The 15,364-nt window shown below is 43.5% G+C and carries 10 protein-coding genes; 6 read left to right on the top strand and 4 right to left on the bottom strand.

From position 1 onward, the window contains the following. The first annotated feature begins 117 nt into the window (after positions 1 to 117). The 3 genes from AAEY88_RS00770 (at position 118) to AAEY88_RS00760 (ending at position 6,800) form a co-directional block, all read left to right on the top strand. Positions 118 to 1,911, top strand: coding sequence for an acyl-CoA dehydrogenase C-terminal domain-containing protein (locus AAEY88_RS00770; RefSeq protein ID WP_350557720.1), 1,794 nt, complete (start codon positions 118 to 120; stop codon positions 1,909 to 1,911). A gap of 385 nt (positions 1,912 to 2,296) precedes the next feature. Then, entirely contained in the window at positions 2,297 to 4,081 is a 1,785-nt protein-coding gene (locus AAEY88_RS00765) for an acyl-CoA dehydrogenase C-terminal domain-containing protein (protein WP_350557718.1), read from the top strand. 256 nt (positions 4,082 to 4,337) lie between these two features. Then, entirely contained in the window at positions 4,338 to 6,800 is a 2,463-nt protein-coding gene (locus AAEY88_RS00760; RefSeq protein WP_350557716.1) for a site-specific recombinase, read from the top strand. 54 nt (positions 6,801 to 6,854) lie between these two features. On the opposite strand, the gene AAEY88_RS00755 is transcribed toward AAEY88_RS00760, so the two are convergent. From AAEY88_RS00755 to pdxA, 3 genes are all read right to left on the bottom strand, one after another. Continuing rightward, the gene (locus AAEY88_RS00755; RefSeq protein WP_350557714.1) at positions 6,855 to 7,691 is read right to left on the bottom strand and encodes a symmetrical bis(5'-nucleosyl)-tetraphosphatase; all 837 of its coding nucleotides are present in this window, start codon (positions 7,689 to 7,691) and stop codon (positions 6,855 to 6,857) included. Positions 7,692 to 7,744: 53 nt separating this feature from the next. Beyond that, entirely contained in the window at positions 7,745 to 8,608 is an 864-nt protein-coding gene (gene rsmA, locus AAEY88_RS00750) for a 16S rRNA (adenine(1518)-N(6)/adenine(1519)-N(6))-dimethyltransferase RsmA (RefSeq protein WP_350557712.1), read from the bottom strand. A 394-nt stretch (positions 8,609 to 9,002) separates the two neighbouring features. After that, positions 9,003 to 10,079 (bottom strand): 4-hydroxythreonine-4-phosphate dehydrogenase PdxA, encoded by a 1,077-nt coding sequence (gene pdxA, locus AAEY88_RS00745; RefSeq protein ID WP_350557710.1) that lies wholly within the window; start codon positions 10,077 to 10,079, stop codon positions 9,003 to 9,005. A gap of 398 nt (positions 10,080 to 10,477) precedes the next feature. Here pdxA and dnaB point away from each other — a divergent pair, with 398 nt between their 5' ends. The 3 genes from dnaB (at position 10,478) to argF (ending at position 14,203) form a co-directional block, all read left to right on the top strand. Continuing rightward, positions 10,478 to 11,878: a replicative DNA helicase gene (gene dnaB / locus AAEY88_RS00740; protein ID WP_350557708.1), complete on the top strand. Its 1,401-nt coding sequence runs from the start codon at positions 10,478 to 10,480 to the stop codon at positions 11,876 to 11,878. Positions 11,879 to 11,993: 115 nt separating this feature from the next. After that, complete coding sequence (gene alr, locus AAEY88_RS00735) at positions 11,994 to 13,106, top strand: alanine racemase (protein WP_350557706.1); 1,113 nt, start codon at positions 11,994 to 11,996, stop codon at positions 13,104 to 13,106. Positions 13,107 to 13,279: 173 nt separating this feature from the next. Beyond that, positions 13,280 to 14,203 carry an ornithine carbamoyltransferase gene (argF, locus tag AAEY88_RS00730; RefSeq protein WP_350557704.1) on the top strand — a complete coding sequence of 308 codons (924 nt, stop codon included), beginning with the start codon at positions 13,280 to 13,282 and terminating at the stop codon, positions 14,201 to 14,203. Between the two features lie 292 nt (positions 14,204 to 14,495). On the opposite strand, the gene rpiA is transcribed toward argF, so the two are convergent. Next, entirely contained in the window at positions 14,496 to 15,155 is a 660-nt protein-coding gene (gene rpiA / locus AAEY88_RS00725) for a ribose-5-phosphate isomerase RpiA (protein ID WP_350557702.1), read from the bottom strand. Between the last annotated feature and the right edge of the window lie 209 nt (positions 15,156 to 15,364).

The following is a 15,364-nucleotide window of genomic DNA, read 5'->3' as shown; positions in this document are numbered from 1 at the left end:
AATACATTGCACCGTCCATTAAAAAAGTCGCTTAAAGAAAAGTGCTTAAAGACAGGCGCTTGCAAGATTGACACTCGGTCATGCTAAATATCATATTCCAAAAAAGGATAGGAAGTTATGCAGTATAAAGCCCCTCTACGCGACATCAAATTCGTCATGCATGAGCTACTTGATAGTGAAAGCCATTATAAGAATATCCCAGAATTTCAAGAAACTGATCGCGAGTTGATGGACAGTCTATTTGAGATGGCGGCAAGCTTCGCTGAAAATGAGCTGTCGCCACTCAATCAAAGCGGCGATGCGGAAGGCTGTCATTTCGATAATGGCAAAGTCACCACGCCAGCGGGCTTTAAAGAAGCTTATAAGCAATATTGCGAACTTGGCTTCCCAGCCTTATCTGCTGAAGAAGAATTCGGTGGGCAAAATATGCCATTCTCATTATCTACGGTCATTAATGAGATGGTAGGCACCGCCAACTGGTCATTCTCCATGTATCCTGGGCTGTCGCATGGTGCTATTCAAACCATCGAACATCACGGTACGGATAGCCAAAAAGAGACCTATTTAGAAAAAATGGTCAGCGGTGAATGGTCAGGAACCATGTGTCTTACCGAAGCACATGCGGGTTCCGATCTAGGCATTACCCGCACTAAAGCTGAGCCCAATGACGATGGCAGCTATCGCATCACCGGTCAAAAGATTTTTATCTCAGCTGGCGAGCACGACTTGACTGACAATATCGTTCACATCGTTTTAGCCCGTCTACCTGGCGCGCCTGCAGGCACTAAAGGTATTTCATTATTCATCGTCCCCAAAGTAATGGTCAACGAAGACGGTAGCTTAGGTGATAATAATAAACTTGCTTGCGGCTCTATCGAACACAAAATGGGCATTAAAGCCTCTTCTACTTGTGTGATGAACTTCGATGGCGCTATCGGCTATTTGATTGGCCCTGAGAACCGCGGCCTACAGTGTATGTTTACCTTTATGAACGTCGCACGTATCGGTACCGCACTTCAAGGTTTAACGGCAGCAGAATATGCGTTCCAAGGATCATTATCTTATGCTAAAGATCGCCTTGCTATGCGCTCCTTATCAGGGGTCAAAGCGCCGGATAAAGTCGCTGATCCTATTATCGTCCATCCTGCCGTGCGCAACATGCTGTTGACCGAAAAAGCCTTTGCAGAAGGCGGCCGCGCACTGATGTACTATCTATCACACTTTGTCGATACCGTTGCCAAAGGCACCGGCGATGACCTTGAATTTGCCGATCAAATGCTGTCATTGCTGACGCCAATTGCTAAAGCCTTCCTAACTGAAACTGGTCTTGAGGCGGCAAACCATGGCGTGCAAGTCTATGGTGGTCACGGCTATATTAGCGAATGGGGCATGGAGCAAAACGTCCGTGATACCCGTATCGCCTGCTTATATGAAGGTACCACTGAGATTCAAGCGCTTGATTTACTGGGCCGTAAAGTCTTAGGCTCACAAGGTAAATTGCTCGCAAACTTTGTCCAGGTTATTCAACAGTTCTGCGATGAGAATAAAGACAATGACCAAATGGGTCAATTTATTCGGCCACTTGCCAAGCACCTCAAAGAATGGGGTGATTTGACTTCGCGTATTGGTATGCAAGCGACTGAAAACCCTGAAGCAGTAGGTGGCGCAGCTGTTGATTACATGTACTTTAGTGGTTATGTTACCCTAGCGTACTTATGGGCACGTATGGCACTAGTCGCGCAAACCGCTATTGCTGATGGCAGCAGCGAACAAGCTTTCTACGATGCTAAAATCAAAACCGCACAGTTCTATTTTGCCAAATTGCTACCGCGTACAACCACTTATGTACAGCGTATCGATACTGGCGTCGAACCTTACATGAGTATGGATGTCGATCAATTTGCTTTTTAATGAATAGAATAATTAAGCACTTCTTGTAATTACTACTGCTAATTATTACTGTTGGTTATCACCATAATTGTTCAATACCCTCATGATCGGCAACATATTCAGATATGTTGCCGATTTTATTTTCTATGATTTATGGCAAAAATTGTCTCAACAATGTTAGTTGTGTTTATTCACCTTTATTAGCCTGTCTTGATTGGCAACGTTATTAATCAAGTTTTATTTACACACTACAAGTGTACTTATGGACTTTTGGTGTACGCATAATTCACGAAGATATACACAAGGTTAGTCTCTAATTTGCTAAACTTTAGTCATTAATCGTTAAGATCAAGCTAAAAAGTTAGAAACCTCAATAAATTTATTTTTTTGAATCAAAGGAATGTTTATGTCTGTATACAATGCTCCCCTTAATGACATGCGCTTTATCTTAACGGATGTCTTTAAAGCCCATGAGTTTTGGCAAAATAATGAAAATTTGTCTCATGTCGATATGGAAACCGTCGATATGATTTTAGAAGAAATGGCAAAATTATCCAAAAATGTCTTGCTACCCATCAACCGCAGTGGCGATGAAGAAGGCGCGATCTTTCAAGGTGATGGTGTCGTCACTACTCCTGAAGGTTTTAAGGAAGCCTATAAGCAGTACGCTGAATCAGGCTGGGTTGGTCTTGGTGGTAACCCTGAGTACGGCGGACAAGGTTTTCCAAAAATGGTCACTATGCTGACCGAAGAGATGATCTTTACTACCAACCAATCTTTTGCTTTATACCCCAACCTTACTGTTGGCGCGACTCTTTGTATGAATGCTGCTGCCTCAGAAGAGCAAAAGCAGATGTATCTAGAAAAAATGTATTCTGGTGAATGGTCAGGTACCATGTGCTTGACTGAGTCCCATGCGGGTACGGACTTAGGAATCATCAAAACTAAAGCCGTTCCTAACGATGATGGTAGCTTTAATATTTCTGGTACCAAAATTTTTATTACCGGCGGCGAGCATGATTTAACAGAAAATATTATTCATTTAGTCTTAGCAAAAACCCCAAATGCACCAGCAGGCTCTAAAGGTATCTCACTGTTTGTGGTGCCAAAATTTTTGGTTAATGAAGATGGTAGCTTAGGCGAGCGCAATACACTGGCAGTCGGCTCCATTGAGCATAAAATGGGTATCAAAGCCTCTGCTACTTGTGTCATGAACTTTGATAATGCCAAAGGCTGGTTGATTGGGGCTGAAAATACCGGCCTGTCCTCTATGTTTATCATGATGAACTATGAGCGCGTGACGATGGGCTTACAAGGTCTTGGTGGCTCTGAACTTGCTTACCAAAATGCCGCGCTTTACGCCGTTGATCGCGCCCAAGGTCGTAGCGATACGCAACTTCAAAGCCCTGAAAAACCAGCGGATGCCATCATTCACCATGCCGATGTACGCCGTATGCTGCTAAATGCCAAAGCCAACTCTGAAGCCTCACGCTGCTTTGCGATGTATGTTGCCAAACAACTCGACGCCGAAAAATTTAGCACTGATCCTGAAGTGGCTCAAGTTGCCGCTGCCCGTGTGGCCTTATTAACCCCAGTTGCTAAAGCGTTCTTAACCGACAAAGCTTTAGAGGCAACCATTGATTGTCAGCAAGTCTTCGGTGGTCATGGTTATGTGCGTGAATGGGGTATGGAACAAATCGTTCGTGATACCCGTATCGCTCAGATTTATGAAGGCGCAAACGGTATTCAAGCGCTTGACTTATTAGGCCGTAAAGTTGCCCGTAATAACGGTAAATATGTCACCAATTTCTTAGGTGAGATTCGTGATTATATTAACGCCATGCAAGCAGACCACGGTATCAAGCAAGCGACATTAGGTGCTGCAGATACGGTTGAAGAATTAACCAAGACCGTCCTTGCCAATATCAGCACGCGTAAGAGCGAAATTAATGGCTGTGCAGTTGATTACATGCATGCATTCGGCTATCTCTGCTACTCCTACATGTTTGCTATGATGGTAGAAGCCGCAGATGGTAAAGAAGGCGAGTTTTATACTAATAAAGCCAAGCTTGCTGATTACTTCGTTGGTCGCATCCTACCGCGTATTGATGCGCATGCACAGATGGTCCAAGCCGGTAGCGATCCGATGATGAACTTCGATCTTGATTATTTTAATGCTTCTGCAAGCTAAGTGATTATTAAATAACTTACAATGAGATAATAAAAAAGGACAGTCTGATTACTGTCCTTTTTTGTGCCAAAAAATAACTACTAGCAGAACAACTACTAACAAAATAGTTGACCATCTACACACCGTTCAGATTAAAATAACTCAAAATAATGTTGAAAAGCAAACGTACTAACACTTAGCTCTATGCCATAGAACCATGCCATGATACGCATTAAATAATAACAACGACTAGAATAACTATGAGAAAGGGTACAATGTGTCAGAGATAAAACGCATTTTACAGCAGATTACTGCCTTAAGTGATGTACCTGATCCCTCGGTGCTTAAACGCTTAATCGATGAGCTGCGAGTCACCGAAAAAGAGCCAGAACTTGCTAATGAAAAAATTCAAATGCTCATTGATATTTTATATCAGCATCCAGAATATGCTGATGGATTGGCAAGCTTTGTTTTAGAGCTTATTATTGAGTATCGCCAAATCGCCCTATATACCGATACTGGCATCATGTCAGATGAGGGTTTTTTTAGTAGCCTTCGCCGCCTAATTGGTCACAGATTTTTACCTTTATTGCCACAAGAAGGCTCTGTCGTTGAAATGATGGGTAATTTATTTGACCAGCGTCAAGATGAACGCTGGCTTGCCAACATTGATAAAAACAAGTGGGATGCCTTAGTTGCATTACTCAAAGTAAAAGAAGCACACCTACATCTGGTGGCAACGGCAAAAAATAGTATTCTAAACGCCATTGTTATTTTGTCTTATCGTATCACTGGTATTGGTCTGCATCCGCACTTAATGGAAGCCTATCCGCAAATATTGAACTACTCAGCGTCTTTTGTAGCGCAAAACCAAGAAGCAGTCTTGTTCGTCAACCAATACCGACAGGAACACGAGCTAGATAACTTAACCGATATTACCCCTGAGCAAGCGGTTAACCCAGCGCCATTATTAGTCATGCTGGAGCAATGTGAAGACATCGTTGCTACCGTGCGCAAGCGTATTTATAAAACCGGTATTTCCATCCGCCTAACCAATATGATGCTGCGTCTCGATCAAAGTTTGCAACGCATGCGTATTTTAACTCAGCTGATTTCAGATGACTCTCAAAAACGCGATCGCGCCATAATTGAGCTGATTCAGACGCTGATTACGTCTGCTAATCGCCTTTATAGCATCGGTTATTTGATTGATAATAACACCAAACTACTATCACGCAAAGTTACCGAAAACGCTAGCCGCGTTGGTGAACACTATATCAGTACTGATAAAGCGGGCTATCACAAAATGTTTAGAAAAGCCTCTATTGGTGGCTTTGTGATTGCCTTTATGGCCACTACTAAAATATTGGCTTATCATTTAGCGCTGGCGCCAATGGGACGAGCGTTTATAAACAGTATGATTTATGGCTTAGGCTTCGTTTTTATCCATGTTATCCACGGTACAGTAGCAACTAAGCAGCCGGCGATGACCGCTGCTGCTATCGCTTCGACCATCTCAGATGGTTCCGGTAAAAAATCGCACCAGCTCACCAAGCTATCAGAACTGGTGGTCGATATCTTACGGACTCAGTTCATCGCTATTATGGGTAATATTATGGTTGCGATACCCGTGGCGCTGATTATCTCCTTTGCGTGGCTGCAATATACAGGAGCGCCGATGGTTGATACGAAGAAGGCGGCGCACCTTCTCCATGACTTGGATCCCTTTCGCTCATTAGCGCTACCGCACGCAGCCATTGCTGGGGTTTATCTGTTCTTATCCGGTCTTATTGCCGGGTACTATGATAATTTGGCCGTTTATAATCATATTGGTGCGCGAATTCGTCGCCATCGGCTACTACAGTATTTATTACCCAAATCATGGCTGCAACGTTTAGGTGGCTTTGTAGAAGCCAATCTTGGCGCGATTATGGGCAACTTTTTATTCGGGGTATTTTTAGGCAGTACCGCCACTATCGGTTACTTATTTGGCTTACCAATTGATATTCGCCATATTGCGTTTGCTTCGGCAAATTTGGCGCATGGACTGTTTAATCTCTCAGCCACACAAATGAGTTGGGAGGTCATTTTATTGTCTATCCTGGGGGTTGCGCTGATCGGCATGGTCAACTTAATGGTCAGCTTCTCACTGGCCCTATTTGTGGCATTACGCTCTAAAGAGGTCAGATTCTTTGAATGGAGCCGTCTTACCAAACAGATTTTTAGCCACATTATTCATCACCCGACCGATTTCTTTTGGCCACGCGATAAACCGATGAAGTACGCGCGCATCGATAGCCAAGGGCATATGATTTTTGAGGACAACTCAGCACAAAAAGGAGGTAAGCCGCTGCCTAGCAATTATGTTATTAGACGGCTATCTGATGTTAAAATATTACCAGAGTCCATGCAAGCTCATGCGCAGAGCGCACAGGCGACCACTGATATACATTATGACAATCAGCCAAGAAATAATAATACTAACTCTGAAATAAGCGGCCGTGAAGGACAAGTAACACAAAAAATATCCTCTAAAAAGGTTGTTGATTTGGATGATGGTCTGATAGACGAGGCGCTAAACAGCGTGCCTTATACTGATGACATTCAGTACGATAAAGCAACCAAAACGCTGGACACCACTGCCAATACAATCAATAAGCCAAGTTCCGATAGCAAAGCGCCGGGAGATGCAAAAACGCCCTTACCAAAACCCAAAAAACCGCCTAACCTACCCCATTAATTTGATGGTAGGTTGAAGCGGTTTTTGTATGTATTTATAAAAAAATTACTATGGTTATGGCGTAGGACAATGCGCACTTGAAGTAATGACTTTGCCATCACTTAATCGATAAGCCAATAGATAGTTGCCCCAAACACAGCCACCGTCAAGCGCACGAGCATAGGGCAAATCAACCTCACCTTTCAGCGCTGCCCAATGCCCAAATAGTATCTTACGTTCGCGTGGCACCTGCCATGCAAACCAAGGTAAAAAGTCATCGGGCATCGCCTCATCGAGAGTGGAGGTAAAGCTAAACTCCAACGATCCATCCTGCTTACATAAACGCATGCGGGTAAAATAATTGGCAATCGCTCTTATCTTAACAAAGCCATTAATATTTTCATTCCAATCATCTGCCGTTTTACTATACAAATGCGGTAGTATGCGATCAAGCTGCTTTAAGCTGCCTTGCAATTGCGCCTCTAACTGCTGAGCATAGCCAGCAGCGTCATCTAAACACCAATGCGGCGGAATACCAGCATGTACCAATACCGTATGCGCATCAGGATAAGCTAGAATCGGCTGGTGGCGTAACCATTGCAGTAATTCATCACTATCTCCTGCAGCAAAAATCGGGGCCGTCTTGTCTTTTTTCTTAATCTTAATCGCCCCGCGCCACACTGCGAGCAAATTCAAATCATGATTACCAAGAACAGTCGCTGCTGCACCTTGCTCACACAAAGCTTTGACATCGCGCAAGGTATTTAACGAGTCCTCACCGCGCGCCACTAAGTCCCCAGCAAACCATAACTTATCTTGGCTGGGGTCAAAATCCAAGGTCTTAAGTAATTGACGAAAAGCAGCATAGCAACCTTGTAAGTCACCGATAACGTATTGGTGGCGAAAACTCATAATGTCTCAACTGTTGAAGTTACTAACTTATCGATAATTACTAAAAAATACGCTTAGACCGCTAAATGCTTAGCGTGATTGCTTAACATCACAAAGTCACTAACGCTGAGCGTTTCTGGACGTGCTTGTGGATCAATACTACAAGCGGCAAAATCATCTTCGTTCAATGTCGGTAGCAAGGTGGATTTCTTGAAGATGGCGCGTAGCGTTTTACGGCGATGGTTAAAAGTCTCACGTACTACAATGGCAAAATATTGCTCATCTTCTGCTACTATCGGTTTGTTCTCATGCGGGGTGAGACGAAAAACAGCACTAGTGACTTTAGGTGGTGGATTAAAGGCACCTCTAGGGACAGTCAGGAGGTAGTCAGTATCGCAGTGATACTGCATAATGACCGACAAGCGACCATAGGTCTTACTGCCAACGTCGGCAGTGATACGTTCGACCACTTCTTTTTGTAGCATAAAGTGCATGTCTTGAATAACATCTGCATAGCTAAGTAGATGAAATAGTATTGGCGTGGAGATATTGTAAGGTAGGTTGCCCACCACGCGTAGCTTGCCGCGCTCAGTACTATACAGCTCACGATAATCGACATGCATCGCGTTGGCTTTAATAATCGTAAAATTAGGATGACTGTTAGCACCGATACGAATACGTAAACTATCTGCCAAGTCACGATCCAGCTCGATCACAGTCATGGCATCAACTTCAGCCAGTAGCGGCTCAGTCAACGCCCCCATGCCCGGACCAATTTCTAACAAATTATCAGAACGGTCTAAATGAATACTATCAACAATTTCACGAATAACGCTACCGTCATGTAAGAAGTTTTGACCGAAGCGTTTACGTGGTTGATGTTTGGAAGCTCGCAAGCTAGCAGCGAGTGTTTGAGCGTCAAACGAAGGTGTAGACATAAATAATTCTTATCATCAATGAAAAATAAAATAATAAATGGGCCGGTAAAACGGCAGAATAGCGCTATAAAAAAAGCCGCACTTTAATAATATGACCTACAGGCACGAATCAGCCAGTACTCTTGCCGTTTTGTTATCAATTCAAAATTATACCATAGCTTATAATCAGGCTGTATTTTAGCGATACGATTAATTATTTATATAGTTAATTATAGCCCAGCCAAAAAATTAACACTCTTAACCTCATAACAAAGTAATAAAAAAGCTATGTAGTAAAAAACCCTTAACCCTAGCATTCACCAGCGCGTACAATCATTCGTTTATCTTTGCCCAATCGCATTATTAATATCGTTATGCAAAGTTGCCATATTTTCTCTAATAACAGCGCTATGACTTATGAAAATGGCAGTGCTTTGTTTGCCATCTCATTGGCCATCACTAATGCTTGATATAAGCTAGTGGCACTCGCGCCACTACGCCCTGCCAAATCAAGTGCCGTCCCATGATCGACAGAAGTACGAATATAAGGCAATCCTAGCGTTAAATTGACCGTATCACCAAAACCGTGCGATTTAAGTACTGGTAGCCCTTGATCGTGATACATCGCAATAACGGCATCACAATTGTTTAAGTGTCTTGGGGTAAATAAAGTATCCGCTGGCATTGCTTCTGAAATATCTACTCCAGCAGCAATAAATTCTTGTAATACCGGATTGATAATTTCAATCTCCTCTAGGCCTAAGTGCCCACCCTCGCCGGCATGCGGATTAAGGCCACAAACTAAAATTCGCGGTTTTGTAAGGCCAAACTTCGACTGCATATCATCAAGGACTATCTGCACCGTTTGCCGAACATTATCTTTAGTAATAGCGGCAGGTACATCTTTCAAGGCTAAATGAGTGGTCACCAGCGCTACTTTCATAGCTTGATTGGCGAGCATCATTACTACTTTATTACAGTTGCTTTGCTGCATAAAAAACTCGGTATGACCACTAAACATAGTGCCGTCTAATAGCTTGATATCAGCATCAATAAGCGCAGATTTTTGTAGAGGGCCAGTGACAATAGCCGCCACGGTATGATTTGTAGCAAGCTGATGGGCGAACTCTAATTGCTGCGCGACCATCACGGCATTATTGATATCAATGTGACCTGCAACTACAGGTGCCCCGCAGGGCATATCAAGCAATATAAATGCGTTATTTTCTGCATCGATATGCTGCTGTGAGATATGAGTTATAGTATTAGTAATATCACCTTGCAACTCTATGGTGTGCCAAGTGGGACAAACAGATAATACACCAGCGGCAATTAACGCCTCGGCACGCGCTTGCATAGCTTCAGCATCAGCAGTCACCCAAATAAGTCGTGCAAAATCTTGCAACTTGCCCTCTTGTGCTAAAAGCAACACCACATCCATCCCAATGCCAGCAGGCTCGCCCGTAGTAAGTAGTAGAGGTAATTTTTGCATAGTATAATCGTCCTTATTTATTATTTATAATATTAGGTTTTATTGTATTTTTTATTAATATTGCAATTTTTCAATTTGCCATTTAACTGGGTATTCGTACTTGTGAAGCGACTGGCGAATACATAGATAGTTACTGATAGCATCCGAAAAAAGCACATAATGTGTTAAACTTCCGCTTTTGATTGTAGCATCAACCAGCTAGAAATTAAGACACGTTTTGGTACCTCTTTGGTAGATTTACCATGCGTTCTTCAATAACATGTCGCTCACTATACAGTTACAGTAATAGCCAGACAGCATAGACAGTGACAATATTATTTATGCTTGGCTATATCTCGATTAGCAGCGCCGCTGACTTTTGTAACTATCCTCAGAACATTATAACTATTTAGGCACTCATGGCAGATACCAGCAAAACCGACGACTTACTCAATCAGCAGCCCCCGCACAATATCGATATTGAAAAGGCGCTACTGGCTTCTTTGATGAGTATCGAAGAGGCCTATGACAAGATTGCCGATATCGTCACCAAAGACGACTTTTATGCCGGGCGGCATCAGCATATTTTTGCGGGTATCGCTCATTTGGCAGCAGTAAATGAACCGTATGACACAGTGATGGTACATGACTGGCTTGAGGCCCAAAAGCTACTCAAAAGTGCCGGTGGTGACAGCTATTTGGCTGATATTTTAAGCCAAAGCCCAGCGACTCTGTTTAACCTGACGGCCTACGCTCAGCGCGTACGTGAGCTGTCTACCTTGCGCCAGCTGATAACGACCGGTAACGATATGCTGACTTTAGCTTATAATCCTAAAGATCAATCGGTCAGTGACATTTTGGATAGTGTTGAGGCCAAAATATTTGGCATCAATGAGCAGCATAATAAGCGTGCTGAGCAACGTGGCCCTGTTGGAATTACTTCGGTGTTGACCAACGTTATTGACAAGATTCAAGAGCTTAAATCCAATCCTGATGGCATGATTGGTCTGCAGACGCCTTTTGCCGAACTTAACAATAAAACCCAAGGTCTACAAGCCGGTGATTTAGTCATTGTGGCCGCTCGTCCTTCGATGGGTAAAACCACCTTTGCGATGAACTTAGCAGAAGGGATTTTATTTAATGAAGACTTGCCGGTAGTGGTATTTTCGATGGAGATGCCAGCGGAATCTATTGTTATGCGTTTGCTATCTTCTTGGGGTGCGATTAATCAGACCCATTTGCGTTCAGGACAAATGAATGAGGATGAATGGGCGAAGATGATGAACGCCATTCAACACTTGCAATCGAAGCATTTATATATCGATGATAGTACCGCGCTGCCACCATCTGAGATGCGCTCACGTTGCCGCCGTATCGCCAAAAACCATGATGGACGCTTAGGCGCTGTTATTGTGGATTATCTGCAACTAATGAAAGTACCCAACCTTGATGGTAACCGCGTCGGGGAAATCTCTGAGATCTCACGCAGTTTAAAAGCGCTGGCACGCGAGCTTGAATGTCCGGTCATTGCCCTATCACAGCTTAACCGTAGCTTGGAAAATCGGCCTAATAAACGCCCTATTATGTCAGATTTACGTGAGTCCGGCGCTATCGAGCAAGATGCCGATTTGATTATGTTTATCTATCGTGATGAAGTTTATAATGAAAATTCAGACCATAAAGGCGTGGCTGAAATCATCATCGGAAAACAGCGTAATGGACCTATCGGTACCATACGTTTGGCCTTTGAAGGGCAATTTACTCGATTTACCAATCTCACTCCTGAATATTATCAAGGTGTTAGCTTTGATGACGAATAAATGTAAATAATAAGTAGCCTTTAACAATGAGTCGCTGTTGATAGTAAATCGCTATTAATAAACATAGCTTTGACTAATCAGTAGCTTTAAAACCCTGCTAATAAAGAAATCACCTATGCGTACTGCCACAATTGCCATTAACCCAACTGCCCTCACTCATAATTTAAATCAAGTTAAAAAACTTGCTCCCAACGCCAAAGTTTTAGCCATGGTAAAGGCCAATGCTTACGGTCATGGTATCAAAACAGTATTACCTGCACTGCAACAAGCAGATGGTATTGGCGTCGCAAGCTTCGCTGAAGCTCTAGAGGCGCGGCAATTAGGCTGGGATAAAACCATTGGCTTAATCGAGGGCGTATTTAGCGCCAGCGAGTGGCAACAGGCTATCAATAATGCATTTAGCTGTGTGATTCATCATACACCGCAGTTGGACTGGGCATTAGAAAACGTGCCACCAGTGGACAATCCGACGCGGCAAATTTGGATAAAATACAATACCGGTATGAACCGTTTGGGCTTTAACGACGAGGCGCTTATTCTAGCTGCCCAACGTCTCCATGATGCTGGCTATCAGCTGATTCTTGCTACTCACTTTGCTAATGCTGATGACCGTGACCATCCGTTAAACACTGTCCAAAAAAAACGCTTTGCCGATATGATAAATTATCTAAAAAATACTATTAGCCCCGATATACAAGGGTCACTCTGCAACTCAGCAGGTATCGTAAACTTTGCAAGCAACCATTACGATTGGGTACGTCCCGGCATTATGTTATATGGTAGCTCTCCGGTTACTGACCAAAGTGCAGCTGATTTAAACTTGCAGCCTGCTATGGATTTTAGCGCCCAAATTATGGCCTTTCAAACCGTCAATATTGGTGATGCTATCGGCTATGGTAGCGGTTGGATTGCCAAGCAAGAGACTAAAACTGCGCTAGTCAGTATTGGCTACGGTGATGGCTATCCGCGCGTGATAAACGGGGATGCTTATGTCTGCGTCATCGATACCAATAGCAACCAAAGCTACGTATGCCCTGTTCGTGGGCGGGTGGCGATGGATATGATTGTCATTGATATCAGCCAAGCTCCTACCGATATCGCTTTAAATAGTAAAGTCATATTGTGGGGTGTCATGCCGCACGTTGATGAGGTGGCCGTCCATGCCGGCACTACCGGCTATGAGCTACTATGCCGACTGAGCGCGCGGCCAGAGCGTACTCAAGTGTAGTTGATCGTTTAACAACTGCGCTTACATCGCATAACTTTTGGCAAAATTGGGCGTTTACATTGAAAGTAATTACGCTATACTAAAAGTTTGTTGTCACCATAATCTAGGCATTTTCCTAGCGCCACTGACGGCTGATAACGTTTCATTGACTGTGATCGACTGCTGAGTTTGCTATGAGTTTGCGCCATTTTTTGACCTTATCGGATTTAACCAAACAAGAACTAGAAGCCCTTATCAAACGCGCAAGCGAACTGCGTCAAATGCAGCATGCTGGCGAGATTTATCAGCCCTTTGTTGGCCGTACGCTGGGTATGATTTTTGAGAAATCATCCACCCGTACCCGTATCTCTTTTGAGACTGGTATGGGACAGTTCGGTGGTAGCGCGATATTTTTATCGCCAAATGACACTCAACTTGGCCGCGGTGAGCCTTTAGAGGACTCAGCACGGGTGATATCGAGCATGGTTGACATCATTATGATTCGTACCTTTGGGCACGAAAAAGTTGAAACTTTTGCGGAATATTCAAGTGTACCAATTATTAATGCGCTAACCGACGAGTTTCACCCTTGTCAGCTGCTTGCTGATATGCAGACCTACTACGAGCACCGCGGTAGTATCGAAAACAAAATCGTCACGTGGGTCGGTGACGGCAACAATATGTGCTCATCCTTTATGCAAGCAGCACATCAATTTGGCTTTGAGCTACGTGTTGCTGCGCCTTATGGCTTTGAGCCAGACCCTGCGCTTATGGAGCGCTTTTCGCACTGCGTTAGTTTGGTCGAAAATGTACAAGATGCGGCGAAAGATTCAAACTTAATTGTCACTGACGTTTGGGCAAGTATGGGGCAAGAGTCGGAACAAAATACCCGCGCCCGCCGCTTTGCTCCCTATCAAGTAACGCCTTCACTATTAGACAAAGCTGATCCAGAAGTGGTATTTATGCACTGCTTGCCGGCCCATCGCGGCGAAGAAATCTCTCACGATATGCTCGATGATCCGCGTTCTGTAGTCTGGGATGAGGCTGAAAACCGCTTACATGCACAGAAGGCATTGATGGAATTTTTATTAAAAGACAAGATAAAACTGCCTACATAGTGAAGGTAGTATAGTTAGTTACTCAATGTTAAAGCAGATAACACTTACCTAGAGAAATTTTTAAAGTCTTTGGAGTGGCGAAGCCGTACAGCAAGCGAGATAATTTTTCGAACTAGGCGATTTTATATTCCGTAGCTATTTTATTTAGTGCTCACTATATGCAAAAGTTATTTAAAGACAGGCATTTAAAGACAGTATCATAAAAAATTGACGCATTAAAAAAGGCAGGTTACGTTGGTAATCTGCCTTTTTCTCATTCAAACATCTTGAACTTCAAACATTTTATGAAAAGTTAACGCGTTAATACTTTGACCCCATCGCTACCTGCTTTTAGCAAAATATCTGCTTGATTGGCGGCAAAAATACCATTGCATACCACGCCAACGATATTATTCAGCTGTTGCTCAAGCGCTAAAGGATTACTGACATCTAAATCGTAAGTATCTAAGATAACATTACCGTAATCGGTAACAAAATTTTCACGATATACCGGCTCACCGCCCAACTGTGCCAACTGCCGCGCCACATAAGAACGCGCTTGTGGTAACACCTCAATTGGCACCGGAAAGTCACGTCCAAGACTCTCGACCATTTTACTGTCATCAACCATACACACAAACTTATTAGAGGCAGCCGCAACGATTTTTTCGCGAGTGAGTGCCCCGCCGCCACCTTTAATCAACTGCAAATGCCCATTAACCTCATCGGCGCCGTCAATATAGACATCAAGCGTCCCTGCAAAGTTTAGATCGATCACCTCAATACCCAGTGCCTTTAGTTTATCTTCAGTGATTTGTGAGCTGGCAACTGCACCTGCCAGTCGCAGTGTGGGTAATAACTCAATCAGACAGTTCACAGTGCTACCTGTTCCTACGCCCAGTATCATGTCATCTTCGATATAGCGTAGAGCTGCTTTGGCAGCGGCTTGCTTTTGTGCGTGCTGATCACTCATCGTAAATCCTTGGCAATGTGAAAAAATGTCAAAATGCGCGATCATTATAACCGATGCCTATAACGGATGTCAGTACAATGCCAACTCTAATTTAGCCGCTATTTAGACCATATTCATAAGCAGTTTTTTATGATGAAACCACTGATAAACTATATAGCACCCTATAAGCGCTCACGAAAATTGCAATTGTGTCTTGCAAGATGACAAAA

The organism is Psychrobacter sp. CAL346-MNA-CIBAN-0220, assembly GCF_040309805.1.
GTDB lineage: Bacteria > Pseudomonadota > Gammaproteobacteria > Pseudomonadales > Moraxellaceae > Psychrobacter.
This window is presented reverse-complemented; position numbering and strand designations above follow the sequence as displayed.